Genomic DNA, 25,375 nt, shown 5'->3' with positions numbered 1-25,375 from the left:
GAAAATTTTCTGCATAAGTAATCATTATTGTATGCCATTTTCCATCTAAGTACTTTGTTGCATCTACATTTAAGCTAGTTGCATTGTCAATTGAAAGATTTAATGAATTATATCCCAAACTCAAATTAATTCCATTCCTTGATGATATGATATTATTTGTTTTTATTCCACTACCCGATGGAAATCTAACATCAAATTTCATGCTTATATTTTTAGATGGAATATCCTCACTACTAATTTCTATATTGCTATTATCACCACTAAATCTTCTAAATATTCTTCCATCTTCATTTACTACATCTGTATTATAAGCATATGCATAGTCCATTATGTTAGTTGACTTACTCCCCGTATCAATAACACGTGAATCCTTTGCATTATCGTTATCAAAATTATATTCATGTATTGGTATAACATTTTCTGCTTTAGATGTGTTTACAACTTTTACTGCTTTAGTACTTAAAGTATTCCTACCCTTGCAACCTCCCCCTAATGTATCCTTTGCAAAAACACTTGATGCACTTCCAAAAACAACAACCATAAAAGCTATACATGTACTTTTTAACTTCTTATTCATAAGTCCCCTCCATTTTAGTATATTTTTTAACTTTTTACTTATAGTTTATCGTATGTAAATTTTTATATATTAGTGACAAAAAATATAAATATGTAAAACATTTGCAAAATAATTGTAAAAAAATGTTGTAGAGCTAAACAAAATAGCTTTACAACATTTTTTTCTTAAATTCACCTTATAAACTTATCTAATTCCTTCGCCAACTCGTCTGATACAGTAACTAATGGCAATCTAACCTCAGAAGATTTTATTAAGCCTTGTTTATAAAGACAATGCTTAACTGGTGCTGGATTAGGCTCCTTAAATAGCATTGGTATTATATCTACAACTTCCTTCCAAAGCTTAAGTGCTCCTTCATGGTCATTTTGTTTTGCTTTATTGTATATTTCTATATATTTATCTGTATTTATGTGTGCAGATGCCATAACTCCACCGTCCCCACCAAGCATTAGTGTGCTGTAGAAGAAAGCATCTTCTCCTGTGAGTATAGAGAAATTTTCATCAGAAGGCTTATGAAGTAAAAGATCTGTAGTTTGGCTAAAATCACCACAAGCATCCTTTATTCCAACTATATTTTTAAGCTCTGCTAACTTTCTAACTGTATCATTTTCAATATTTCTACCTGTTCTATACGGTATATTGTATAACACTATGTCCAAAGGAGTTGCTTCAGATATTGCTTTAAAATGTTCGTATATTCCTCTTTGATCTGGTCTATTATAATATGGACATACAGATAATATGCCCTTTATGTTGAATTTTTCAAATTTTTTAATGTCCTTTGTCATCTTGCCAGTATTATTTCCGCCAAAGCCAACATATATTGGAACATTTCCTTCATTACATTCAATTGTCTTGTTTAGCACAGCTTCATACTCATAATCTGTAAGGGTTGGAGTTTCACCTGTAGTTGCAAGCGGCATAATTCCTGCTATTTTCTTTGAAGTATAATATTTTATAAGTTTTCCATAAGACTCTAAATCAACCTCTCCATTTATAAAAGGAGTAACAACTGGTATTAACACACCTTGAATTTTCATTTATATACCCACCTTCCTCTTACCTGGGAAACAAAATATCATCAAAAAAATACAGCAGCAAAGGAACACCTTTACTGCTGTTATTAACGTAATATTTAACAACCTTGCACGTGTACCTTGTAGCTCTCCACTATACTTTAGTGACAGTTTCATGCATATTCTACATAAAACCAGAAAACATCCTTGCCAAAATGCTTTCTTCGGCTGCTATTCCTTTCTTTGTTTCTAAAACGCTTGCCAGCTAAAAACAAATACTCATAATTACAGCACCTCTACCCTAGGTAAGAATTCAATTATTTTATATTTATACATAGTTTATCACATATTTATTTATATTTCAACTTGGCAAGCTACTCCAAATTGCTGTGATTTTTTATTGCTTCCTTATTGTCAAGTTTATCTTTATAGCTAAGCTTTAAACAAAGTGCATCTAAAACTATATGAAGGCTTTGATCAAATAATGAACTTAAAATTTGTATGGATTTTACATTATTATCTGACTTTACAGCTCCAGGAACTATTAAAAAGCTCGATGAAACCTTTATAAGCGATGACGCTTTCTTACTGCTCACCCCTATTATAGATGCACCTTTATCTTTAGCTTTTTTCACTAGATTTAAGACCATTGAAGTTTCTCCAGAACCAGATATGGCAATTATCATATCATTTTCATTAATTGCTGGTGTTATTGTTTCTCCAACTACGTAAACTGTGTAACCTAAATGCATAAGGCGCATTGCAAAGCATTTTCCAACAAGTCCAGATCTTCCTTCACCATATACAAATATTCTTTTTTCCCTAGATATAAGCTGAACAATATTATCTATCTCTTTCTCATCAACATTTTTTACTACACTATTTACTTCCTTTAATATTTCGCTTAGCACTTCCATTAATCTCATCTCCCGGTTGATTATCTACAAAGCTTCTTTAAATTTTCTAGCAGCTAATTCTATATTATTTGATTTTGTTATAGCTGAACCAATAACTAAAATTTCTGGATTAATAGTTAATATATCTCCTAGCATTTCTTCCTTTACACTCCCGCCAAGTGCAATTCTTTTAATTCCTTTATAAACCGTGCTCTTTTTGTTAAAATTATCAATTAGATTTCCACTTTTATTATCTTTAGGTAAATGAATAAAAAATATAGCATCATCAAGCTTCTTTAATTCTTCTATCCTATCCTCATTAGTTTCCATTAAATCTATCATAATATCTTTATTATATTTTCTTGAAACCTCATAGCATATTTCTATAGTTCCTAGTGGTGCATTTCCCATAACAGTAGCAATATCCGCTCCTGCTTCAAATGCAGCTTTAAACTCATATTCACCTTCATCACAGGTTTTTATGTCCGCTAGTATTACTTTATCCTTAAAATTTTCTTTAATGAAGTTTACAGATTTTTTTCCGTAATCTTTAATAAGTGATGTTCCAACTTCTATTATATCAATATAAGCCTGTGCTTCTTTAGCAATACTTTTAGCATCCTCTAAGTTGATTCTATCTAAAGCTAATTGCAGCTTCATTTAGCCTCACCTCTTAAAAAGCTTTCAAGCTCCTCCTTCGTTGGGTAGCCATCATTATCCCCAGGTGACATTACTGCCATAGCTCCTATTGCATTTCCACGTTTAACAGCAGCCTTTATACTTAAGCCTTCAAGCATTCCACTTATAACTCCAACCGCAAATCCATCGCCAGCGCCCACTGTATCTACTACCTTTTCTACCTTAAAGCCAGAAACTGTGTGCATTTCTTCCTTAGATTTAACAAATGCACCCTTTGTTCCAAGCTTTACTATTACAGTTTTAGCTCCTTTATTTAGATAGAAATCTGCAATTTCCTCTGGCTTATCGCTGCCAGTTAATATTAAGCCTTCACTTATGCCAGGCATTACTATATCACTCTTAAAAGCTATGTCATTTATAGTCTTTATCATTTCTTCCTTGCTCTTCCAAAGCTGCAATCTTAAATTTGGATCAAAGGTAATTCTTATGTTGTTTTCTTTAGCAAGCTCTATTAGTTTGTATGAAGCCTTTCTGCTGCTTTCAGATAACGCTGGAAATATTCCTGTTAGATGAACGTGCTTAACACCATTTAAATCCAAACCCTTAAGATCTTCTATATCAAAGTTTGCAGCTGCAGAATTTCTCCTAAAGTAAAATATCTTAGGATCGCCATCACTCACCTTTGATTTTAGCTGAAATCCAGTAAAAAATTTATCGGTAGAGTTTATATATTTCGTTCCTATGTTTTCTTTATTTAAGCTTTCCTTAATAAACGTGCCAAATGGATCTTCTCCAAGTTTTGTTATATATTCAACGGAATGTCCTAATCTTGACACACCAACGCATACATTAACCTCAGCCCCTGCTAAAAACTTCTTAAAATGCTCTACATCTTTTATTTCTTTATCAACCTCTGCTTCACCTTCTGCCGCAAAAAGAGCTAAAGGCTCCCCAATTGTTATAACTTCGCTCATTTGTAGACTTCCTTTCCTTTATATAAGCTTAATATTGAAGTAACTTTTTAATGCCTTCTTTAACAACCGAATTATTTTCACATGGATATTCTAATCCAACATTAATATCTTTAGGCAATATATCTAGTATTCTTCTCCACTCTATGTTTCCTTCATCCAGCGGAAAAGCCTCATTTCCGCTGGAGGTTTTTTTCACATCCTTTAAATGCACATACCTTGTAAAATCCTTTAATGTCGCTGCATTTTCTAGTTCATTTTCATTTACCCATCGCCAATTTCCAGCATCATATACATATCCAATATTAATTTTTTCAGCCTTACAATCGGTTAAAAATTTAATTATATTAACCAGCGTTCCACTTTCATAAGTTTGGTCGTTTTCCACATTTACATTAATACCATAATTCATAAATGTCTCTAAGGCTTTTTTTAAATTGGAATTGAAATTTTTATAGTCTCCTATGCTGAACTTTACATTTTTACAATTCATTGTTCTTGCTTCTTCAAAGTATCCATTTAAACTCTCTTCATCTACTTTTCCATTTTTGAATATGGTATCTGGAATACTATAAAAAATATTAAGCTTCATTTTTTTAGCTAAGTTTCTATATAGTCCTAACTCTTCATTAAAGTTTTTTATATACTCTCTTCTAACCTCAATATTTCTTACATCCATATTAAAAACAAAGTTAAAGAATTTATCCTGTGTATAGCCTTTATCAAAATAATCTTTAAAAACCAAAGTATTTATAACTAATAAATTCCTATCCATAATACAACTAAAGCCCTTTCATATTTTGCTTTTAGGTAATGATCATCAATTGCTATACCCTTAGATGAAAGCCTACTTTAACGCATCAAATATCTTTTTAACCCTTACATCTATATCTGATAAATTATCTTCTGTTATATTTTTTGTAAAATATCCACCCAAGCCAACTGCTACTACTCCATTATCAAACCATTCTTTTATGTTCTTTTCACTTACTCCACCTGTAGGCATAAAATTCATAAATGGGAAAGGTCCTTTTAATTCTTTTATATATGAAGGTCCAAAAGCACTTCCTGGAAATAGTTTTATAATATCTGCTCCCATCTTATACGCTTTAAATGCTTCTGTTGGAGTTGCTACACCTTGTGAACAGCATATATCATTTTTTACACAAAAATCACATACTTCTTCAACTATACAAGGAGAAACTATAAAATCTGCTCCATAGCCTACTGCTTCCTTCGCTTCTTCTAATTTTAAAACTGTTCCTGCTCCTATTAAAGTATCTGGAAACTGCTCCTTAAGATTTTTAATTAGCTTTCCAGCATCTTTAACTGAATACGTAACCTCAATAGCTTTTATTCCATCACTAATTAATCTCTTTGAAATTTTTTCAGCCAAATCAAAATCTGCACACCTAATAACAGCAACAACGCTGCCTTTCATTTTTCCTTTAACTTCATTCTTATTCATTTTCATTCTTCCCTTCGCATTTAAAATGTATTTTTGTAAACCGGTTTCTAAAAACCGTAAACTATATGTATTGTACTTTTATACAAATTCTAATTTATAGATAAACAAGCTGTAAGCTTTAAATTACTAATACCAAATTTATCCCTATAAACTGAAATTTAATTCAGAGTACAACTGACAGAGTACAGTGAATGTGGATTTACCTTTCGCTTCTCTTAGATAAATCTTAGAACTTATTAGTAGTAGCTACGCTAAATATTATATTTTAAGCTATGCGCGAACATTAAGTTTTCGATTTTTCGTAGCGCTAACGGAGAAAAATCATCCTTCACTGTACTCTGTGCTCTAAACCACATCTTAGTTTTCCAGGATAAACTTGAAGATTGTAATTTTAACATTCCAAGTTGTCTATCTATAATAAGCTTCATTTAGTATTTACAATTTTTAAGCTGCAAATCTTATATATTGGGTATAGTCGAGCCTCTTATCTCTAATTTAGAATTAAGCTGCTTATGTATTATATCTTTGGAAATCTCATTCTCAATTTTATCAACAAGCAATTTTGCTGCTTCAAAGCCCATTTCATAAGACGGCTGCGAAATAGTTGTAATTCCAGGCGGTATAAGTGATGCCCAACCCCAGTTGTCATATCCGCAAATCCCTAAATCCTTTGGAATATTTAAATTCAACTTATTTACTGCTGCAAGAGTATCTAATAATATCACACCATTTACAGCAAATACTGCCTTCCTGCCAGTGTAATTATTTAAAAACTTGCATAAATTAATTTCTAAATTTCCACCTTTACCATAATCGACTCTGCATACACTAAAATTAGCTTTACCTAGCCTTTTACTGCAAACATCTAAAAAAGCTCTTTCTCTTTCTTTTCTAGGCATTACGTTTTCATCTTTCTCTGTAAAAAAACATAAACTATCAAAACCAGCATCTATCAAGTAATTTATTGTTTCCGTAGTGCTGTCATAATTATTGCTAGTAACAGAATCTATTTTTTCTTCACTTAAAGTTCTGTCTACCATCACTATAGGAATATCTTTATTTTTAATATCAAGTAATAGTTCTTCATTATAACCTGTGCTATTTACTATAAGACCTTCTACTCGCTGATCTAAGAGAGATTTAATGTATTCCTCCTCCTCAGCTTTATCATTATCTGAATTGACGATAACCATATTATAGCCTCTTGTTTTGCACTCATCACCAATTCCCTTAATTAATATTGAAGAAAAAGGATTGGTTAAATCAGCTATAACAACACCTATTAATTTACTTTTATTTGATTTTAAACTTCTAGCTATATTATTGGGTCTATAATTTAACTTTTCAATTGCTTTGCTTATTCTTTCTCTAGTATTTTCAGACATATATTCAAATTTTCCATTTAGATATCTTGATATTGTCGCTTTAGAGACTCCTGCCATTTTTGCTACATCATCTATTACAACCTTTTTATCTCTGTCCATTTTAACCTTCCTTTAGTAACCGGTTTCTAAATATATATTACACCTTTAAATAAAGCTTTGCAATATTTTATTTAATATTTTACCATAACCCTTAGTAAGCTTGCCATATCACTTTCAGGATTGTCTGTTTTATTTACATATGTTAAAAAGCCTTACATTATTTAATTATAAAGCCGTAATAAAAGGCGACTGTAGCATTAAAAAATTATTCAACCGTATATTATGTTAAAGCTTAACTGATTACAAAGATTCATTCCTAAAATTCCGTAGGTACGAAGGAATTTTCTCCTTGAACTGCCCTTAAAAGAGAAGTAGCAGTGCTGAAGGAACAGTTTAAAAAAATCGCAAAATACTTAGATATTTCAATCTGTTTGAACATCTTCTCAGCGAGTAAACATGCACGAGGTTTGGGCTTTGCCCATTATCCTTCTATACCTTAAGCAAGCACTCGCTTAGAATCGCCACTTAGATTTATAGAATTTTTTTAATGCGACGAAGCATTGTTACTTGGCATTATTTTTATTTTACACCTGTGCTGCCAAATCCTCCACGATCAGCATTACCAAAGGATTCAACCTCTTTAAACTCTATTTCTGGCATAACTTCCATTATCCTAAATTGTCCTATTTTATCTCCTTGCCTTACCCACGTACCGTTTTGTTCTACTCCATCTAAAACTTCTTTATTCTTACCTTGAAGACAATACACTGGCATGTGCCACTGATCATTATCTCCTATATATGTATCATCAACTACACCTACTGAGTTCGTTTGAATTATTCCCCAGGTTTTAAAGGTTGAGCTTCTAGGAGCTAAATGAGCTTCCCACCCCTGAGGCAGTTCCAATGCAAAGCCAAGTGGAATCATTGCTCTTTCTCCTACCTTAACAAATACATCCTTATTTGCATACACATCAATCCAGTTACCTTTTTTTATTTTTTTTAATCTAGTCGCACCTTCAAAATATTTAACTCTAATTATCATGTTTGATCCTTCCCCTTATAATTCTTAGCATATTGGTTTTATTATACACTAATGATTAAGAAAACTCTATAAAGTAGACTCTTGTAAAAGAATTACAACTATAAAAATAATGCAATATAAATTCGAAAGTATTTACATTACATTATTTTTATAAAGCTAATTTTATATGAGCTCAATGAAAAACTCAAACACCATACTTTGTCCTTAAGCCAAATTCCACATGCATATAGTTAGTTTCACTATATTATGTTCATATGTGTAAAATAGTTTTTTTTATCTAAAATAACCTTGTAGCCGTCCTTTAAAACCTTAAGCGTGCCTTCATCTAGAGGTTTAGAAATCCATAATGGTGAAGTTATCCCAAACTCCACTTCCATGCCATCTTCATACCATGCCCTTATAGAAGTTACCCTGCCATAGTTTTCTTTTTCAACCTTTATTAATTTTCCAAAATCATTTACAAACTCCGCATCTTCAATTAACAATTTAGGTGTAGTACTAATTATGGTTAAATCGACATCGGAATCTTCCTTTTCCTCTCCTCTTGCATATGAACCAACTAATACAACTGCATTTATCATGTCATTTTCTTCTGCATATTTTTTAACCTTGTCCAAAAAATTCCAAACCGTCATAATTAAATCTCTCCTTCACCTGTCATGCTTATATAATTCTATTTTATTACTGAAAAAACATTTTTGCACTATAATAAAGTACCTTTTACTAAAATGTAACAAACTAAGCTTCTGCATTTATTTTATACTTTTTATCCAAATAGATTTAATGCCACCTTAAAGCACATCCACACTTGATAAACTTCTAAATAAGTATAAAGCTTAAAGTTCATATTTACGTAGCTACCAACGAATAATAGGATAAGTATGAAACTTCAAGGATTGGATTATGTGGCAAGCAAGTGTAGTTAGAATAGACAGCCTTCTTTATGAATATTCTAATTTAGAAAAGGGTTTCAAAAAGCTTTATAATTAGCCACAATATAATATATGATATTTCAAAGATAATATATCACTATTTTAAGTTATATATTCACTAAAACTTATACAAAAATGCAATTGGACTAGAATTTATCTCAAACTAATTTCCATATACTTATCTTCCACCTCATAGTAGTTACAATAAATCAATTCATTATTTTATTGATTTTAATTCTTTTACAAAATTGACACAACAATAACTAAACTTAGATACATATCACTTGTATAATATAAATTGTTGGTTACAAATTTTTGTTGTACTTAATAAACTACATAGTACCTAAACCCTGTTATGTAAGCTTATGCCCGAGCTTACAAGTAGAATAACAAAGTATCTTTCATCTACAAGATAAATTGTTATTCTACTTTTTTATTTATATAATTTACTAAGACAACAGATCCTTAACCTAATAAAATTACATTTCTTTGATGTTCTTTGAATATTCCCAATAAATTAGTTCGCTGTCTCTTCTTATTTCTTTCATTCCAAGCCTATCTAAAATTCTGGCAGATGGAATATTATTAATCAAACAATCTGCCTTTACTACCTTAACAGCTTCATGCGCAATAGCAAAATCCATAATTGCCCTTGCAGCTTCAAAACCAAAGCCTTTTCTTCTCTCATTCTCTACTAAACCATATCCAATTTCCACTTCACCATTTTCATCTGGCATACCGTGAAACCCTATATCACCAATTATTTCTTTACTATCTTTTCTTTCAATCATCCAGGTTTCAAAGCCACTCGGTTCATTTTCCTTCAAACTCTTCACTATTATAGGCAAAATATCATTAGTATCATTTGTGGGCCAAGCCTTGTTTGTCTTCATTCCAAGCTTTAGTATTTCACTATTGTCATTTTTCATAAGTGCCTCTGCTATTTGCAGTGTTATTGGCATTAATATCAATCTGTCCGTAACTATATTTTTTAATTTCATTTACACACTCTCCCAACTTATTAGATAATAAAGAAGCTAGATCATTTAAATAATGTACTATAAAGATTTACGCCAAAATTCTGTAGGTACGGAGGAATTTTTTCCCTTGCACTACTGTGAGAGTGAAGTAACAATGCTGAAGGAACGATTTAAAAAAATCCTAATAAATCTTAGTTCAAAAATCACATGGGCTAAACGCCCAAACCCTCATCGGTTTATGCGACGAAGCATTGTTACTTCACTAAATTCTTAACCATGATTAAACATGGATTTTCTTTACCCCATATTTCTTTTATTTCTTCTAATGGATAAAATCCAACCTTTTTATAAAACTTTCTTGTTTCATTGTAATTTTTATCTGGATGTGATTCTCCCAAAGTTTTTACCATGAGAAACTTTACTTTACTTTGAATCAACTGTTTCTCCGCTGCCTTTAACAAGCTTTTTCCAATTCCATTGCCGTGATATTCTTTAAGTATACCTACGATATAAATTTCTGAAGTATATTCGTTATTTGTTTTTATACTTATAAATCCAATAAGCTTATTTAAATCATATGCAGCATAAAAATCAGTGGTTTTTGATCCATCAACATATTCAATTAATGACTCTTCAATGCCAAACCATTCTGGAAGTCGTCTTAATATATGTTCTGTTATTCTTGACTTCTCAGATTTATCTAACACCTTAGATATTTTAATTTCTGTATTTATCATCTATTCATTCCTCTCTTCAACATGGATAAACAGCATGAAAAGATAAATCATCCTTAACTGTCAATTGTCCTCTGTCCACTGTCAACTGATTAAAGCATCCAAAATATTATTTGCAAAGTTTTAACATCAGCTATTTTAAACTTTCAGGTTGTCTATCTACAATATGATACGTATCATAGGGTCCTTCCATTACATATCCAAGCTTTTCTGCCAAATGAACAGAAATAAGATTTGCTGCATCCCAACTAGGATAAATTCCTCTATCAAGGCAATCTAAAATCAGCCCAGCCGCTGCAACGGTTGCTAGTCCCTGTCTCCTGTACCCTGGATGTGTGTCAATCTCAATTTCAATTCCATTATCATAAATACTATATGACGATGCACCACATACAACCTTGCCTTCATGTAAAATACAGAAGCCTATACCTCTATTTAAATAATCATCTATAGAATTAAATTGAGCCGTAAAATCTTCAGAAACCTCGTGAAAAGACTTATCATATGCTATAGCTTTATCTACTTTTCTTAATTCATATCCTTCAGGCAAGGTAGAAAGAAAACTTTTTATGTGATCATAATTTAAATACTTAATATCCTTTTTAAAAGCATATCGCTGAAATTTATCTGCATGCCCTTTATGAATCTCTTCTATAGAACTTTTCCATCCAACCGTACTTGCAACTACAAAGCAATCTTCTGGAAGATTATTAAGTAATTCCCCAGCAGCCTTCGCTTTCTCATCTCCAGCAAAAAACACAAACACGCCAACTATAATCTCTGCCGCTGTAGGTTTTTCAATATTATCAACATAAGCTTTCCCCATATATCCCTGCAAGCATGAAAGTATCATAGTATCATTTATACCTTTAAATATAGGAAATAACTTCTTTTTAACATCACTATTTGCTTCATAAATCATCTATACTCCACCTTACTTATAAATAAATTGCTTGGAATTTGAAGAAGAGTAGAGAGTAAGGAGTAGAGAGTAGAATGAATGTGGATTTGCCTTTCGCTTCTCTCAGGTAAATCTTAGAACTTAATAGTGTCAGCTCCGCTGAACACTATATTTTAAGCGCCTTGGGCGCAATAAGTTTTAGATTTTTCGAAGCATAGCATAGAAAAATCATCCTTCACTCTACTCTCTGCTCTCTACTCTCTACTCTTTCTTTCAACTTCCAGTTTAACAGTATACATTTGGTATTACCGATTTCAACATTCAATGTTGTTTATCCATATCAGCTCCATCTAAAATGTTGTTGTCCTAGCGCTTCATTTTTTATTTGACTGTAAAACTTAGTTCTTTGAAGTGCACTTACATATTCCTCATAGGTTCTAAAATCATCAGCTCTTACAAAAGGATTTACTATAAATCTATTAAATTTTACTCTCAAGTTTTTGGACTTAAATATACTTTTCCTTTTTTGAACACTATATTTCCTACTCAATTCTATACTTTTTAAAACTTTATCTAATTTATCAAGTTCTCTCTCATTATCTATCTTAATAACTATTCCATCATATTTTATTGTCATAATATAAAACCTCACTTTACTTTGCATCATCCGGATTTACATAGATGTGTCATCTTAACGAAAAATCATCCTTAAAATCCGGCTGAATGAATTATTTATTTTTCCGCTTATGAATCATCGATTCTGTCTTTTTGTTTTGAAACTTTCCTCCATCAATCTTGGTTAACGCTCGTAATTTTATACTCATTTTTTAATCAATCCTTTCTTTAGTGCACATTTCACAATTAATGTTGATCTTCTCCGCAAGCGGAAGAAAATCATACTTCACTGTGAACTGTAAATTGATTTTACACTACCTTTGAACTCTCTTCCTCTTTCTCCTGTAAAAGCTGGTTAGTGTACAATCTGTAGTAATATCCTTTGTTTCTAAGAAGTTCTGCATGGGTTCCACTTTCCTCAATTTTGCCTTTTCTTAAAACTATAATCTTATCTGCTGAAACTATAGTTGAAAGTCTGTGAGCAACCACAAAGCTTGTTCTGTCTGAAAGAACCTTTTCTATAGCATTTTGAATTACTCTTTCTGTTTCAGTATCTATTGAAGATGTAGCTTCATCCAAAACAAATATGGCTGGGTTTCCTACGATGGCCCTTGCAAAAGAAATCAACTGCTTTTGTCCCGTTGAAAGATTGCCTCCGTTTTCACCAACATCTGTGTTATAGCCATTTTCGGTTTCCATTATAAACTGATGTGCATCTACAAGCTTTGCCGCCCTTATGATTTCTTCATCCGTTGCATCAAGCTTTCCATATCTTATGTTATCTTTAATAGTTCCAGAAAAAAGATGTGGACTTTGAAGCACATATCCTAAATTGGATTGAAGCCACAAAAGTGAACGCTCTCTATAGTCTTTTCCATCGATTAAAATTTCACCACTTGTAGGCTCATAAAATCTACATAAGAGATTTACAATGGTGCTTTTACCAGAACCAGTTTCTCCAACTAAGGCTATGGTTTGACCGCTTTTAACCTTTAAATTAAAGTTTTCAAATACCTTTTCTCCATTTTTATAGGAAAAATAAAGATTTTTAAACTCGATATCACCTTTAATTTCTTCCCAATTTTCTTTTTTAGCATTAAATAAATCTCCATACTTTTCGATTACTTCTTGCTTATCCCATATGTCTGGCTCTGTTTCAACAAGTGATATTATTCTTTCTGCTGATGCCTGCGCCTGCTGAATTTCTGCTATAGTTCCGGCAAGCTGACTTACAGGATCGAAAAATTGTATTGTATATGATATAAACATTACGAAAACACCATAAGAAAGTCCGCCTATCATAACCTTATTTCCACCAAACCATATTGCAAAACCCGTTCCTATACTTCCAAGTGATATTACAATAGGTAAAAACAAGGATGAAAATATGGCTGCTCTTATTGATGAATACCTCATTTTATCTGCATCGTACTTAAATTCATTCAAATTTTCCTCTTCACGAACCAAAGTTTTAGTAGTTTTAGCACCTGCTACTTCTTCACTAAAATCCGTCGTAAGCTGAGAATTTAACTTTCTAACATGTCTATACGATTTTAATATCTTCTTTTGAAAGAATATACCGATTATAAACAGCGGTGGAACTACGCTCATGCTTATAAGTGTTAATTTAACGTTATAGAAAAGCATTATTGCTATGAAAAAAATCATTGTTGCAACAGACCAAACCATATCTATCATTCCCCAGGATATTAGTTCACTTAATCTTGCAACATCTGATGTCATTCTCGCCATGAGCCAACCTGATGAGGAAGTATCATAATAAGAAAAGGATAATTCTTGAAGCCTCTTAAATCCTAATTTTCTTATGTGATAAGCCAAAAAATTTTCTATTTTACCTGCCTGCCTTATAAATATCTTTACGTTTATAGCCTGAAAAATTACAATTGCAAAATATAGTACTGCAAAACCAAAAAGCTTATCTGTTGTATTTTTCACTACAAAATTATCTATAGCATAGCTAGTCAAAAGCGGCATTGCGGAATCAACTCCTGCAACTATAGCCATAAGAAGAACTAGCAATAATAATCCTTTTTTAAAATCAACCAAATATTTAAATAACCTTCTCCATATGCCAAGGTTTAATTTCTGAGTAACCTTTTCTTCTTCTATTCTTGCCACTAGTATCACCCCCTAATTTTAAACTAAGCAAGTTTTTCTTCGTTCTCTTCTTCCTTTGAATTTTGTATCTGCCATATTCTTTTGTACACTCCATCCTTCTGTATAAGCTCTTCATGTTTTCCTATAGCTTCTATTTCTCCGTGGTTCAAAACTACAATTTTATCTGCATCCATAACCGTTGAAATTCTGTGGGATATTATAAAGGTTGTAACTTCTTTACTTCTCTTTTCAAGTTCACCTCTTATTATCTTATCCGTTTCTGCATCAACAGCACTTAAGGAATCATCAAATATAAGAATAGGCATTTTCTTTATTAGCGTCCTTGCAATAGCAACTCTTTGCCTTTGTCCTCCTGAAAGTGTAACACCTTTTTCACCAACGATTGTGTCATAACCATTTTCAAAGGACTTTATAACATCATGCACCGCTGCCATTGATGTAGCTCTCACAATTTCATTATCACTGGCATCAAGCTTCGCCATTTTTATATTATCTTTAATTGTTCTTGAATAGAGAAAAGGCTCTTGAAGCACGATACCTATTTTGCTTCTTATCCATTTTCTTGATATATCCTTAAGCTCTATTCCATCTATCTTTATTGACCCATTTTTGTAATCATAAAGCCTAAGCAAAAGATGGATTAATGAAGATTTTCCCGATCCTGTAGGTCCTATGATTGCAACGGTTTCTCCTTTTTTTACTTTAAAGCTTATATTATTTAAAACAGATGAACCCTCTTCGTACTCAAAACTAACATTTTCAAAAGAAAGCTCTCCTTTAATTTCTGGCCTTAAACCTTCTCCAAATTCCTTTTCTTCCTCTTCCTCAAGTATATGGCTTACCCTTTTAAGTGAAACTGTCATCTTTCCCATGTCAGAAAGAATTCTTCCAAGCTGTCTTACAGGCCATATAAGCCTTGATACGTAGGTGTTAAAGGCAACAAGCATTCCAAGAGTTAATTGTCCATGTACTGTAAAGTAAATACCTGAAACTAGAACAATTCCTATCTGAACAGTACATAAAACGTCTGAAGATGCCCAAAAGGTTGATAATAACTTGGCTAAGTTAAAGCTTAAATCCCTGTACTTTTTGTTTTCTTTTTCAAATTTCTCAATTTCATATTCTTCTCTTCCAAAAGCCTTTACAACCCTAACTCCCGTAAGGTTTTGTTCAAGCATAGAAGTTAAAACTCCCTCCTGCTCATCGGCAATTTGAAAGGTATGGCTAACCTTGCGAAAAAATATGAAGGAAAATACAAATACGATAGGCACTGTTATGACTGATATAAATGTCATTTTTACATTCATTGAAAGCATCATGACAACTGCAAATAGAACCATAAATATTGCTCTTCCTATTTCCACCATTTGATTCGCAAAAAATCTTCTTATAGTTTCAACATCGGAAGTACATCTTTGTATTAAATCACCTGACTCAACAGCAACATGATACTTATAAGGCAAGTTCTGTATGTGATTGTAAAGCCTAACTCTAATGCTTCTTGCCATGTTCTCAGAGGCTTCAGCCGAAAGCTTTCCCTTCAAAAACAAGAACACACCTCTTAAGCTAGTTAAACAAACTAAGCATATAGCACATATCCATAAGTTTTTAGATAAAACACTTCTTCCACCCAGCCATTCCACAAAATTTACTACAGCAGCGTTTTCGTTTATTGGCTTATTCCCTATTATTGAATCTATGGTAATTTTAATAACTAAAGGTTCCAGCATAGATATAAAAGTTGCCACCCCTATTGCAAGTATTGCTAAAACGTATAATAGCCTATTCCCTTTTGTTAAATCTAAAAGTTTTTTCATTTAAATATTCCCCCTCATACTCAAAATTTTCAGTATTGCTACGCATAATGTGTAGAATCAAAGCTCCTTATCTTTCTAAAAATTTGTTTTTTACTCATTTTTAACACTCCTTTTTCTATTTTCCACAATCATATGATTGTTTTATCAGCCTTATGGCGATAAATTTATATTATAGATAAATCTCTATAAGCAAATTATATATAATGTAATATGACATCCTTATGTCATGTTTAAAGGACATAAAAAAACCATAGGATATAGATCCTACGGTTTTCAAACATAATATTGAATTTGAGTCAAACTTTTCCTCAAACAACATATAAAAAAACCATAGGCATACAACCTATGGTTTAACTTTCACAAAATCACTAATGTGTAAATTAAATTAACTCACCAAGGTCGTATATTTTTACATAATTATCCAATAATGTAGCTAAGCCATTTCCTACAAAGTTAGCTGTGCCAGCTGTTGCAATCATTATAAACTTATTCATTATTTGCGACCTCCTTTTCATTAATTTAAACTTACAATTTTCATTATACGCCTGCAATTATGATATTGCAATAAAAAATGTTAATTTTTATTATTTTTCCATAATTCACTCTAATTACTTTTAAACTGAAAATTTCACATTATGCAGTTCCTCTTATTATTAACTTAGATTTAAAGTTTATTTTTTTCTCCTTAACTTCTCCATTAATTATCTGTATAAGTAATTTAAAAGCTTCCTTCCCCATATCATAAATAGGCTGCTTTATGGTAGTAAGCTCCGGTTCTATATATTCACAAAAAGATATGTCATCATAACCTATAACTGATATATCTCCTGGAACTTTAAGTTTCTTTCTCTTTAGAACCTTTATTCCTCCAAATGCCATAACATCACTGCAATATATAATAGCATCTACTTTACTATTAAGTTTAAGTAATTTTTCTGTTGAATTTACTCCTCCTTCTATAGAGTAATTACCTTCACATACTAAATTTTCATTATATATTTCAAGTTTTTCTGCTACCTCTTTATACGCATCAAGCCTCAATTTAGATGTTTCAAGGGTCATAGGACCTGTTATAAGAGCTACATTTCTTCTACCTTTTTCATACAGGTAATTTACTGCCTCATGTATTCCTTCTCTATTTGAACAAAATACTCCACTGTACTCATCATATGGTTCTACATATCTATCTACTAAGACAACCGGAATACCATTATCTCTAAGAATTTCAAGACTTTTTTTACTGTTTCCTCCAGAAATAAAAATGCTTCCTGATACCAGTTTACTTACTAAAAGTTTAGAATACTTTTCCTCTTTAAAAGAATTACTATCAGAATTACATAACATAACATTATAATTCATCTTTCCCGCTGTATCTTCAATAGCTCTAGCTATCTCTGAGAAGAAAGGATTCACTATGTCCGGAAGAATCAATCCTATAGTTTCCGTTTTATTTGTACTTAAACTTCTAGCGATACCATTGGGAATATAATTTAATTCCTGTGAAATTTTCAGTATATTTTCTCTCGTTTCTTTACTAACATTAATTGGTTTATTATTTAGAACTAATGATACCGTTGCCTTTGATACACCAGCTTTTTGCGCTATATCTGATATCGTTATTTTTTTCATTCAATATCACATCCTGCTTAGAGTCTTTACTATTAATATTCTATCTTTGAAATAGCACAATGTCTATAGGCACAAATGCTTTAATACTCTTGCCATTTATTACTTTAATAGCGCTATCAACTGCTGTTTTACCTTCAACTACTGGCTGCTGTGCAATAGTTGCAGTCATATCACCGGACTTTACTGCTTGTTTTCCATCAAGTGTTCCGTCAAAACCTATAACAACTGCATGCTTATTAGCTGCTTTTATAGCCTTTACCGCTCCTAACGCCATTTCATCATTTTGGGCAAATACGGCATCAAAATCAGGTTTAGATTGTATTACATTTTCCATAACTGATAGCCCCTTCTGCCTATCAAAATTAGCTGATTGACTTGAAACAACTTTAACTTTTGAATTTTTATCAACAACATTGTGAAATCCCTTACCTCTATCTCTTGTTGCTGATGCTCCCGGTGTCCCTTGAAGTTCTACTACTTTTATAGTACTTTTATTTTTCAGCTTACTTAGTATAAAATTAGCTGCATCCTCTCCACCTTTAACATTATCTGATGCTATAAAACTTGTTATCTTGCCACCATTAGCCTGCCTATCAACTGTTAAAATAGGGATATTATTTTTATTAACTACCTTAATTGTGTTTGAAACAGCATCACTATCAGTTGGATTTATAATTATTGCAGAAGCTCCTGATTGTACCAAGTCTTCAACATTTGATCTTTCTTTTCCCGGATCATCCTGCGAATTAAGTACTACTAAATCATAGCCCATTTTCTTTGCTTCCTTTTCTGCTCCTTCTTTCATTGAAACAAAGAATGGATTATCTAAAGTTGATATAACCATACCTATCTTCTTTTTATCATTTTGTGCACCACAACCTGATAATAGTCCAACTACCATAGCTGAAGCAACCATAATGACTAATAACTTTTTCCTCATATTTGCACCTCCAAATTTATATTATAATTGCAAATTTACTTTGACTTTTTATCCGCAAGAACCGCTAAAAGTATTACCGCACCTTTAACTATTTGTTGATAAAATGGAGATACATTCATTAGATTTAATCCATTATTTAAAACTCCAATTATAAGAGCACCAATTATAGTTCCTATTACACTTCCTTCTCCACCTGCAAGGCTTGTACCACCTATTACAACAGAAGCTATTGCATCAAGTTCAAAGCCAGTACCTGCATTAGGCGAAGCTGAACCTATTCTGCTTGTTGCTATAATTCCACTTAAACCAGCAGCGGCACCGCAAACAACATATGCAGCAGTTTTAATTTTATTTGTATTTATACCCGAAAGTCTTGCAGAATCCTCATTTCCACCTAATGCATATAAATATCTTCCAAATCTAGTCTTAGTTAAGAAATAGTAGGCTATAACTAAAACTAATATAGTTATTATTACTGGAAGAGGTATTATTCCTATCATTTTATTACCTATAGAATTATAAGAATCCGGAAGTGATGATATTGGATTTCCATTTGTATAAACATAAGTTACGCCTCTAAAAATAGTCATAACTGCAAGTGTTGCTACAAAAGCTTGTATCTTTCCTTTAGATATAACAACACCATTTATAATACCTACAAAAATACCAATTATTATTGGAAGTACTATTGCTAAAACTATGCTTCCTGTAGATTTTATAGTTACAGCGGAAACCGCACCACAAATTGCAAGTATCGAACCAACAGAAAGATCAATTCCACCTGTTAATATAACAAAAGTCATACCAATAGCTATGATAGCGTTTACAGCTACTTGATTTAAAACATTAGTTATATTTGCTAAAGTTAAAAACCTCGGAGTTATTATTGATATTAAAATGCAAAGTACAATAAGTGCTAATATGGATTTATTTTTTAATAATTTACTTTTCAAACTTGTATTCATAATTCTTCACTCCTTTAATTATTAAGACCTACAGCCAGTTTCATAATTGATTCTTGGTTTGCAGCTTCTCTTTTTAATTCTCCAGATAAATGCCCTTCATTCATAACTATTATCCTATCACTTATTCCTAAAATTTCTGAAAGATCTGACGAAATCATTATTACTGCTTTACCCATTGACTTTAATTCATTTAACAACTCGTATATCTCTTTTTTCGCCCCTACATCTATTCCTCTCGTTGGTTCATCTATTATAAATACCTTAGGTGATAATAAAAGCCATTTCGCAATAATAACCTTCTGCTGATTACCACCACTTAAATTTTTAATTATCTGCTTTTCACTTGGAGTTTTTATAGAAAGCTTTTTTATGTAATCTTCTACATCCTTTAGCTCAGCTGACTTATTAATGCTCTTAAAAGAATTTTCATAGCTTTTAATATTTGCAATTGTCATGTTTTCTGCAACTGATAATCCAAGTATTAGGCCTTCTTTTTTTCTATCCTCCGGCAGATAGCATATTCCGCTTTTTATTGCATCTTTAATAGAATTTATATTTACCTTATTACCCTCTACAAATATCTCTCCACTGCTTTTTTTATATTCACCAAATATAGTCTTTGCAAGTTCAGTTCTACCGGAGCCCATAAGCCCCGATACTCCTAATATCTCTCCTGCCATTACCTTAAAGGATACATTTTCTATTTTTCCCTTGCAGCTTAAGTTTTTGACTTCCAAAACAGTATTTCCTTCACTTACCTTCTTATATGGAAATTGATCTTCTATTTTTCTGCCAACCATCATAGTTATGAGCTTATCATTATCCACATCCTTAATGCTGCATTCTCCTACAAACTTTCCATCTCTCAGAACTGTGATTCTGTCACATATTTCAAATATTTCTTCCATCCTATGAGAAATATATATAATAGCAAAATTTCTTGATTTTAGATTATTTATAACTTCAAAAAGCTTTCTTGTCTCTACATCAGTTAATGCTGTAGTTGGCTCGTCCATTATTATTACACTAGTATTTTTAGTCAATGCCTTTGCAATTTCAACCATCTGCATTTCTCCAACACTTATGTCCTTAACTAAAACATTAGGATCTATTTTACAGCCTACTTGATCTAAAAATGCCTTTGCTCTTTCGGCTTCAAGCTTTTTATCAATAGCTCTCGTTCCTTTATTAACCTTTTCATTGCCAAGAAATATATTTTCTGCAACAGTTAAATTTGGAAGTACACTTAGTTCCTGATGAATAATTGTTATTCCTAATTTTTCAGATTCTTTTATGCCATTTATATTTACTTCTTTTCCCGATATTTCTATTTTCCCTGTGTCCTTTGTATAGACACCACTCAGTATTTTCATTAAAGTGGACTTGCCAGCTCCGTTTTCACCTAGCAAGGCCATTACTTCTCCAGGATAAACTGTTAAATTTACATCTTCCAAAGCTTTTACACCTGGAAATGACTTTGATATACCTGTCATTTTTAATAACGGCTTTTTTTCCTCCATTTTTATCACTCCTTAAAAAAACACTCCAGATTTTAATATTATATTAGAGAATGGAGTTTGCTCTCCTGTTCTAATAACTGCTCTGCAATCTTTAAGTCTACTTTTAAGTTCTTCATGAGATATAAAATTAATTTTCACATCACCAACAGCTTCCAAAATCTTATCATAAACTTCTTTGCTTTCTTCTACTGTTTCCTTAGCTATAAAAACTTCTTCAATTTGAAGCTCTATTAAAACAGCTTTAAGTGTTTCAATAAAACCCGGCACATTTTTTATAAGTGCTAAATCTATTCTTCTTGTTTCATCTGGAATAGGAAGTCCACAATCTCCTATTGCAATAGTATCTGTATGTCCCATTTTTGATATAACTTCTGATATATCACTATTAAGTATTCCAATCTTTTTCACAATCAATCTTCCTCTCTAAAGATAAACCACCTTGAAACTTGAAATTTGTTTGTACCAAAATGCCGTCTTCTGGGCATCTTGGTGCACATAAATTTCAATAGCTGAAGCGGTTTATACATATTTATAAATTTCATTTACTTCCTTCAAATATGGAATAGATGGCTGTGCCCCTTTTCTTTGAACTGCTATAGAAGACACCTTGCTTCCAAATTTAACAGCTTCCTTTAGGTTTTCAAAAGAAATCTTTTCCGAACTTATTTTTGATACTACTGCACCTAAAAAGCTATCACCTGCAGCTGTAGTATCAACAGCTTTAACTTTATATGCTGGTATAAGTTCTGCATTTTCTTTTGTAACAATTACCGCTCCATTTTCTCCAAGAGTTGTTATCACAGCTTTAACACCCTTATCTAAAAAGAATTTTGAAGCTTCTTTAGCACTATCTATGTCTTTAACCTCTACCCCTGTAAGCTTATATGCCTCTGTTTCATTAGGTACTATAATATCTGTATTTTCTATAAGTTCATCACTTAAATCCTTAGCCGGAGACGGGTTAAGTACTGTCATTTTATTATACTTTTTAGCTATTTTAAAAGCTTCACAAGCTGCATCCATTGGTGTTTCTAATTGGGTAGCTAAAACGTCGCTATTTTTAATTGCATCCTGTGCCTGTATTATCTCAGCTTTTGATATATTCATATTTGAGCCTGGTACAACAATTATTGAATTATTGCCTTCTTTATTTACAGTTATAATTGCCATTCCTGTTGACTCATTATCATCTTTTAAAACATATTTTGTATTTATATTGTCCCCTTCAAGTCCCTTTAGTAAAGCATCCCCGTTTTCATCTCTTCCTATCTTTGCTATCATATATACTTCCGCGCCACTTCTTTTTGCCGCTATTGCTTGATTTGCTCCTTTTCCACCTGGAATCTTTTTTACATTACTACACAGTATAGTTTCTCCAACCTTTGGCATAGAATCCACTGCCACTACTATATCCATGTTCATACTTCCAAAAAAACAAACTTTATTCATTTTCTCACCTCTATTAATATTTTTAATTAGTAAAACGGTTTACTTCTCTTATAATTTAATAATAATTTATTCATGCTACTTTTACAACTGCTATTGTAAACGTTATATTGCTGTAGTAAACCGTTTTAGTCATTTAATGCTAACTTCTAGCAAGAATACTCTTTCAATCTCAATATTTTAGTTTTCCTTATAAAATCCTTATAAATACATAGTAAATTACATCATGAACAAAGAAAGGATGATTGCAATGTCAAATTATATTTTAGAAACAAAAAATCTTCAAAAACAATTTAAAAATCAATTAGCAGTAAGTAATGCTTCTCTTTCAATAGAAAAAAATTCTGTTTATGGTCTTTTAGGTCCAAATGGTGCCGGAAAATCTACCACTTTAAAAATGATTACTGGAATGCTTAGACCTACTTCCGGTGAAATTATTTTTGACAACCACTCCTGGAATAGAAAAGATCTTTTAAACATTGGAGCACTAATCGAAGCACCACCGTTATATGAAAATCTTACAGCAAGAGAAAACTTAAAAGTTCGTACTACACTGTTTGGACTCCCAGATTCCCGTATTGATGAAGTACTTGAAATTGTTGATTTAACTAACACTGGTAAAAAACGCTCTGGTCAATTTTCAATGGGGATGAAGCAGCGTCTTGGCATAGCCATTGCCCTTGTTAATCATCCAAAACTATTAATTTTAGATGAACCTACTAATGGACTTGACCCAATGGGCATTGAGGATCTTCGTAAATTAATTCGTTCTTTTCCAGAGCAGGGTATTACAGTTATACTATCAAGCCACTATTTGTCTGAAGTAAAACAAATTGCAGATCATATTGGAATAATTGCAAACGGAGTTTTAGGTTATCAGGATAAAATTTCAAAAGATCAGGATCTTGAAAAACTATTTAGGCAAGTTGTAAATGAAAATAGAAAGGTTGGTTAGTACTATGCTTAGTTGTATAATATCCGAACACATGAAATTTAAAAGAACATTTATAAAGAAATTAACCATCATTGCACCAATCATCTTAGTTTTATTTTGTGCAGCAGTAAATCAAGGTCAGTATATTGAAAGTGGAAGCTTTGGCTACTTTTATACAATAATATTTCCTGCTATTTTACCACTTATGTGCAGCGGCGTTATTAATAAAGACTTAAAAAAATCAAAATACAGGAACATTCTTTGCCTTCCTTTTGATCCAGCCAATTTGTGGACTTCCAAGCTTATTGTGTGCATGTGGTTTTCATTTTTATCCTGTATTATTTTTCTTATAACTGCTGCTATTGGTGGAGCCATATTTGGAACACAATTTTCATTTTTAACAGGTATTAAAGCAATATTTCTTATTTTTATTACAACCTTATGGCAAATACCCTTAAGCCTTTTCTTAACAGATAGATTTGGAATGATTACAGCCTTTCTACTTAATTTTATAGCTACAACAGTAGGTGTGGTTTTAGCTGTTAGTCCATCAATTTGGCTTGCTTTTCCATATGCAATTACAAGTAGATTAATGTGTCCAGTAATAAATGTACTTCCAAATTCACTACCCGTTCCAGTGGGTAGCCCATTAAAAGACAGCAGTGTATTAGTTCCAGGATTTATTGTATCCATTGCACTTTTTATAATTATCTCCGCTCTAACTGCATTATGGTTCAAGAAAAGGGAGGCAAAATAAATGGAATTTCTTTATAATTCTATTAAATCAGACTTCGAAAAAGTAAAAGGACAGCCACTATTAATAATGCATATTGTTATTCCTATCTTAGCAGTTATAGTATTTACGGTGTACTATTCACATACCCATTGGAAACCAACTTCCAAGGTTAGCGGATTTTTTCAAATGGCAGCACTTATATTTCCTGCCTTAATTGGAGTTGTTTCTGCTATGACCACAGACCAAGAATTTTCTGCCGGCAAATTTCAACAAATGCTTGCATCTCCTATGAGAACTGTAACATTTTTAAGTAAACTTCTTATAATCCTTTTGCTAGGCCTTAGTGCTATGCTAATTCTTGTATGCGGCTTTAGTGCATCACTTACTTATATTTTACATGAGAATCCCTTTGGCTTTTTATATTATATATGTGCTGCCTTTATCCTATTTTTTTCTAGTGTCTTTATTTATGTTTTACACCTTATTATAGGTTTAAAATTTGGAGGCACTGCATCTATTGGCTTAGGCATCTTTGAAACTCTTTTATCTGCCTTATTCAATACAGGTTTAGGTGATGGCAAGTGGATATTTGCTCCCTGCACCTGGGGAATGAGGTTCATTATGAATTTCCATAAATTCATGATCAAGGATAAAGACTTTTTGCAGAATATTTCAGAACTTCATTTAGGTATTATCTTATGTGTTGTAGGTACTATAGCTATTATTACACTTACCTGCCTTTGGTTTTCTAAATGGGAAGGACAACAAAGCCAGTGATAAGTTTTAAGTATTATAATGTTGTATAAAAGCTTAAATGCTATAATTAAAACAACAACAAAATAAGTATCAGTAGCCAATGGCAAGCGATAAGTATTAAGTTGCATTTGATTTTCTTCCACTCACCCGCATACTCGTTCATTCCAAAAATCTCTCAACTTATCCTCCATTTTGCCTCAGGAAAATGAAATAATTCTAAGTTGAGAAGTTTTTCGGAACTAAGTGGAGAAAAACTCACCTTTACTTGTCACTTATCACTTACCACTTGTCACTGT

General features: G+C 32.0%; 25 protein-coding genes and 1 riboswitch. Of the genes, 3 read left to right on the top strand and 22 right to left on the bottom strand.

Annotated features, from left to right (window positions below; translation table 11 throughout):
• The 22 genes from ACJDT4_RS07730 to rbsK form a co-directional block, all read right to left on the bottom strand.
• Window positions 1-577: hypothetical protein (locus ACJDT4_RS07730; protein WP_406786974.1), on the bottom strand; the 577-nt coding region annotated here is incomplete at its 3' end.
• Between the two features lie 170 nt (window positions 578-747).
• On the bottom strand, window positions 748-1,617 hold the full coding sequence (gene dapA / locus ACJDT4_RS07725; RefSeq protein ID WP_406786973.1) for a 4-hydroxy-tetrahydrodipicolinate synthase: 870 nt from the start codon (window positions 1,615-1,617) through the stop codon (window positions 748-750).
• Window positions 1,618-1,729: 112 nt separating this feature from the next.
• A riboswitch (Lysine riboswitch) is annotated at window positions 1,730-1,900 on the bottom strand.
• Window positions 1,901-1,967: 67 nt separating this feature from the next.
• Window positions 1,968-2,510 (bottom strand): 6-phospho-3-hexuloisomerase, encoded by a 543-nt coding sequence (gene hxlB, locus ACJDT4_RS07720; protein ID WP_406786972.1) that lies wholly within the window; start codon window positions 2,508-2,510, stop codon window positions 1,968-1,970.
• Between the two features lie 24 nt (window positions 2,511-2,534).
• On the bottom strand, window positions 2,535-3,149 hold the full coding sequence (locus tag ACJDT4_RS07715; RefSeq protein WP_406786971.1) for an orotidine 5'-phosphate decarboxylase / HUMPS family protein: 615 nt from the start codon (window positions 3,147-3,149) through the stop codon (window positions 2,535-2,537).
• The gene (locus tag ACJDT4_RS07710) at window positions 3,146-4,102 is read right to left on the bottom strand and encodes a sugar kinase (RefSeq protein WP_406786970.1); all 957 of its coding nucleotides are present in this window, start codon (window positions 4,100-4,102) and stop codon (window positions 3,146-3,148) included. Before ACJDT4_RS07710 ends, ACJDT4_RS07715 begins: the two co-directional genes overlap by 4 nt.
• Window positions 4,103-4,130: 28 nt before the next feature.
• Entirely contained in the window at window positions 4,131-4,874 is a 744-nt protein-coding gene (locus ACJDT4_RS07705; RefSeq protein ID WP_406786969.1) for a sugar phosphate isomerase/epimerase family protein, read from the bottom strand.
• Window positions 4,875-4,946: 72 nt separating this feature from the next.
• On the bottom strand, window positions 4,947-5,567 hold the full coding sequence (locus tag ACJDT4_RS07700) for a bifunctional 4-hydroxy-2-oxoglutarate aldolase/2-dehydro-3-deoxy-phosphogluconate aldolase (protein ID WP_406786968.1): 621 nt from the start codon (window positions 5,565-5,567) through the stop codon (window positions 4,947-4,949).
• 458 nt (window positions 5,568-6,025) lie between these two features.
• Entirely contained in the window at window positions 6,026-7,051 is a 1,026-nt protein-coding gene (locus ACJDT4_RS07695) for a LacI family DNA-binding transcriptional regulator (RefSeq protein WP_406786967.1), read from the bottom strand.
• Between the two features lie 519 nt (window positions 7,052-7,570).
• On the bottom strand, window positions 7,571-8,035 hold the full coding sequence (locus ACJDT4_RS07690) for a dUTP diphosphatase (protein WP_406786966.1): 465 nt from the start codon (window positions 8,033-8,035) through the stop codon (window positions 7,571-7,573).
• A gap of 239 nt (window positions 8,036-8,274) precedes the next feature.
• On the bottom strand, window positions 8,275-8,670 hold the full coding sequence (locus ACJDT4_RS07685) for a nucleotidyltransferase domain-containing protein (protein WP_406786965.1): 396 nt from the start codon (window positions 8,668-8,670) through the stop codon (window positions 8,275-8,277).
• 776 nt (window positions 8,671-9,446) lie between these two features.
• Window positions 9,447-9,968, bottom strand: a complete 522-nt coding sequence (locus ACJDT4_RS07680; protein ID WP_406786964.1) for a GNAT family N-acetyltransferase — start codon at window positions 9,966-9,968, stop codon at window positions 9,447-9,449.
• Window positions 9,969-10,201: 233 nt separating this feature from the next.
• Window positions 10,202-10,684: a GNAT family N-acetyltransferase gene (locus tag ACJDT4_RS07675; protein WP_406786963.1), complete on the bottom strand. Its 483-nt coding sequence runs from the start codon at window positions 10,682-10,684 to the stop codon at window positions 10,202-10,204.
• A 130-nt stretch (window positions 10,685-10,814) separates the two neighbouring features.
• Window positions 10,815-11,603, bottom strand: a complete 789-nt coding sequence (locus ACJDT4_RS07670; RefSeq protein ID WP_406786962.1) for a GNAT family N-acetyltransferase — start codon at window positions 11,601-11,603, stop codon at window positions 10,815-10,817.
• 319 nt (window positions 11,604-11,922) lie between these two features.
• Complete coding sequence (locus tag ACJDT4_RS07665; protein ID WP_406786961.1) at window positions 11,923-12,219, bottom strand: hypothetical protein; 297 nt, start codon at window positions 12,217-12,219, stop codon at window positions 11,923-11,925.
• Window positions 12,220-12,506: 287 nt separating this feature from the next.
• Window positions 12,507-14,336: an ABC transporter ATP-binding protein gene (locus tag ACJDT4_RS07660; RefSeq protein WP_406786960.1), complete on the bottom strand. Its 1,830-nt coding sequence runs from the start codon at window positions 14,334-14,336 to the stop codon at window positions 12,507-12,509.
• Window positions 14,337-14,359: 23 nt separating this feature from the next.
• Entirely contained in the window at window positions 14,360-16,153 is a 1,794-nt protein-coding gene (locus ACJDT4_RS07655; protein WP_406786959.1) for an ABC transporter ATP-binding protein, read from the bottom strand.
• A 633-nt stretch (window positions 16,154-16,786) separates the two neighbouring features.
• Window positions 16,787-17,782 (bottom strand): LacI family DNA-binding transcriptional regulator, encoded by a 996-nt coding sequence (locus ACJDT4_RS07650; RefSeq protein ID WP_406786958.1) that lies wholly within the window; start codon window positions 17,780-17,782, stop codon window positions 16,787-16,789.
• Window positions 17,783-17,822: 40 nt separating this feature from the next.
• Entirely contained in the window at window positions 17,823-18,722 is a 900-nt protein-coding gene (gene rbsB / locus ACJDT4_RS07645) for a ribose ABC transporter substrate-binding protein RbsB (RefSeq protein WP_406786957.1), read from the bottom strand.
• Window positions 18,723-18,757: 35 nt separating this feature from the next.
• Window positions 18,758-19,687 carry an ABC transporter permease gene (locus ACJDT4_RS07640; protein WP_406786956.1) on the bottom strand — a complete coding sequence of 310 codons (930 nt, stop codon included), beginning with the start codon at window positions 19,685-19,687 and terminating at the stop codon, window positions 18,758-18,760.
• A gap of 14 nt (window positions 19,688-19,701) precedes the next feature.
• On the bottom strand, window positions 19,702-21,207 hold the full coding sequence (locus tag ACJDT4_RS07635) for a sugar ABC transporter ATP-binding protein (RefSeq protein ID WP_406786955.1): 1,506 nt from the start codon (window positions 21,205-21,207) through the stop codon (window positions 19,702-19,704).
• Window positions 21,208-21,219: 12 nt separating this feature from the next.
• Entirely contained in the window at window positions 21,220-21,564 is a 345-nt protein-coding gene (gene rbsD, locus ACJDT4_RS07630) for a D-ribose pyranase (protein ID WP_406787014.1), read from the bottom strand.
• A 162-nt stretch (window positions 21,565-21,726) separates the two neighbouring features.
• A complete protein-coding gene (rbsK, locus tag ACJDT4_RS07625) occupies window positions 21,727-22,656 on the bottom strand; it encodes a ribokinase (protein WP_406786954.1) in 930 nt (309 codons plus the stop codon).
• A 247-nt stretch (window positions 22,657-22,903) separates the two neighbouring features.
• On the opposite strand from rbsK, the gene ACJDT4_RS07620 reads away from it, so the two are divergent.
• The 3 genes from ACJDT4_RS07620 to ACJDT4_RS07610 are packed head-to-tail and all read left to right on the top strand — an operon-like array spanning window position 22,904 to window position 25,100.
• Window positions 22,904-23,608, top strand: coding sequence for a lantibiotic protection ABC transporter ATP-binding protein (locus ACJDT4_RS07620; protein WP_406787013.1), 705 nt, complete (start codon window positions 22,904-22,906; stop codon window positions 23,606-23,608).
• A gap of 4 nt (window positions 23,609-23,612) precedes the next feature.
• On the top strand, window positions 23,613-24,344 hold the full coding sequence (locus tag ACJDT4_RS07615) for a lantibiotic immunity ABC transporter MutE/EpiE family permease subunit (RefSeq protein ID WP_406786953.1): 732 nt from the start codon (window positions 23,613-23,615) through the stop codon (window positions 24,342-24,344).
• A complete protein-coding gene (locus ACJDT4_RS07610) occupies window positions 24,345-25,100 on the top strand; it encodes a lantibiotic immunity ABC transporter MutG family permease subunit (RefSeq protein WP_406786952.1) in 756 nt (251 codons plus the stop codon).
• The last annotated feature ends 275 nt before the right edge of the window (window positions 25,101-25,375 follow it).

Source organism: Clostridium neuense (genome assembly GCF_045310695.1).
GTDB classification, from domain to species: domain Bacteria; phylum Bacillota; class Clostridia; order Clostridiales; family Clostridiaceae; genus Clostridium_S; species Clostridium_S neuense.
This window is presented reverse-complemented; position numbering and strand designations above follow the sequence as displayed.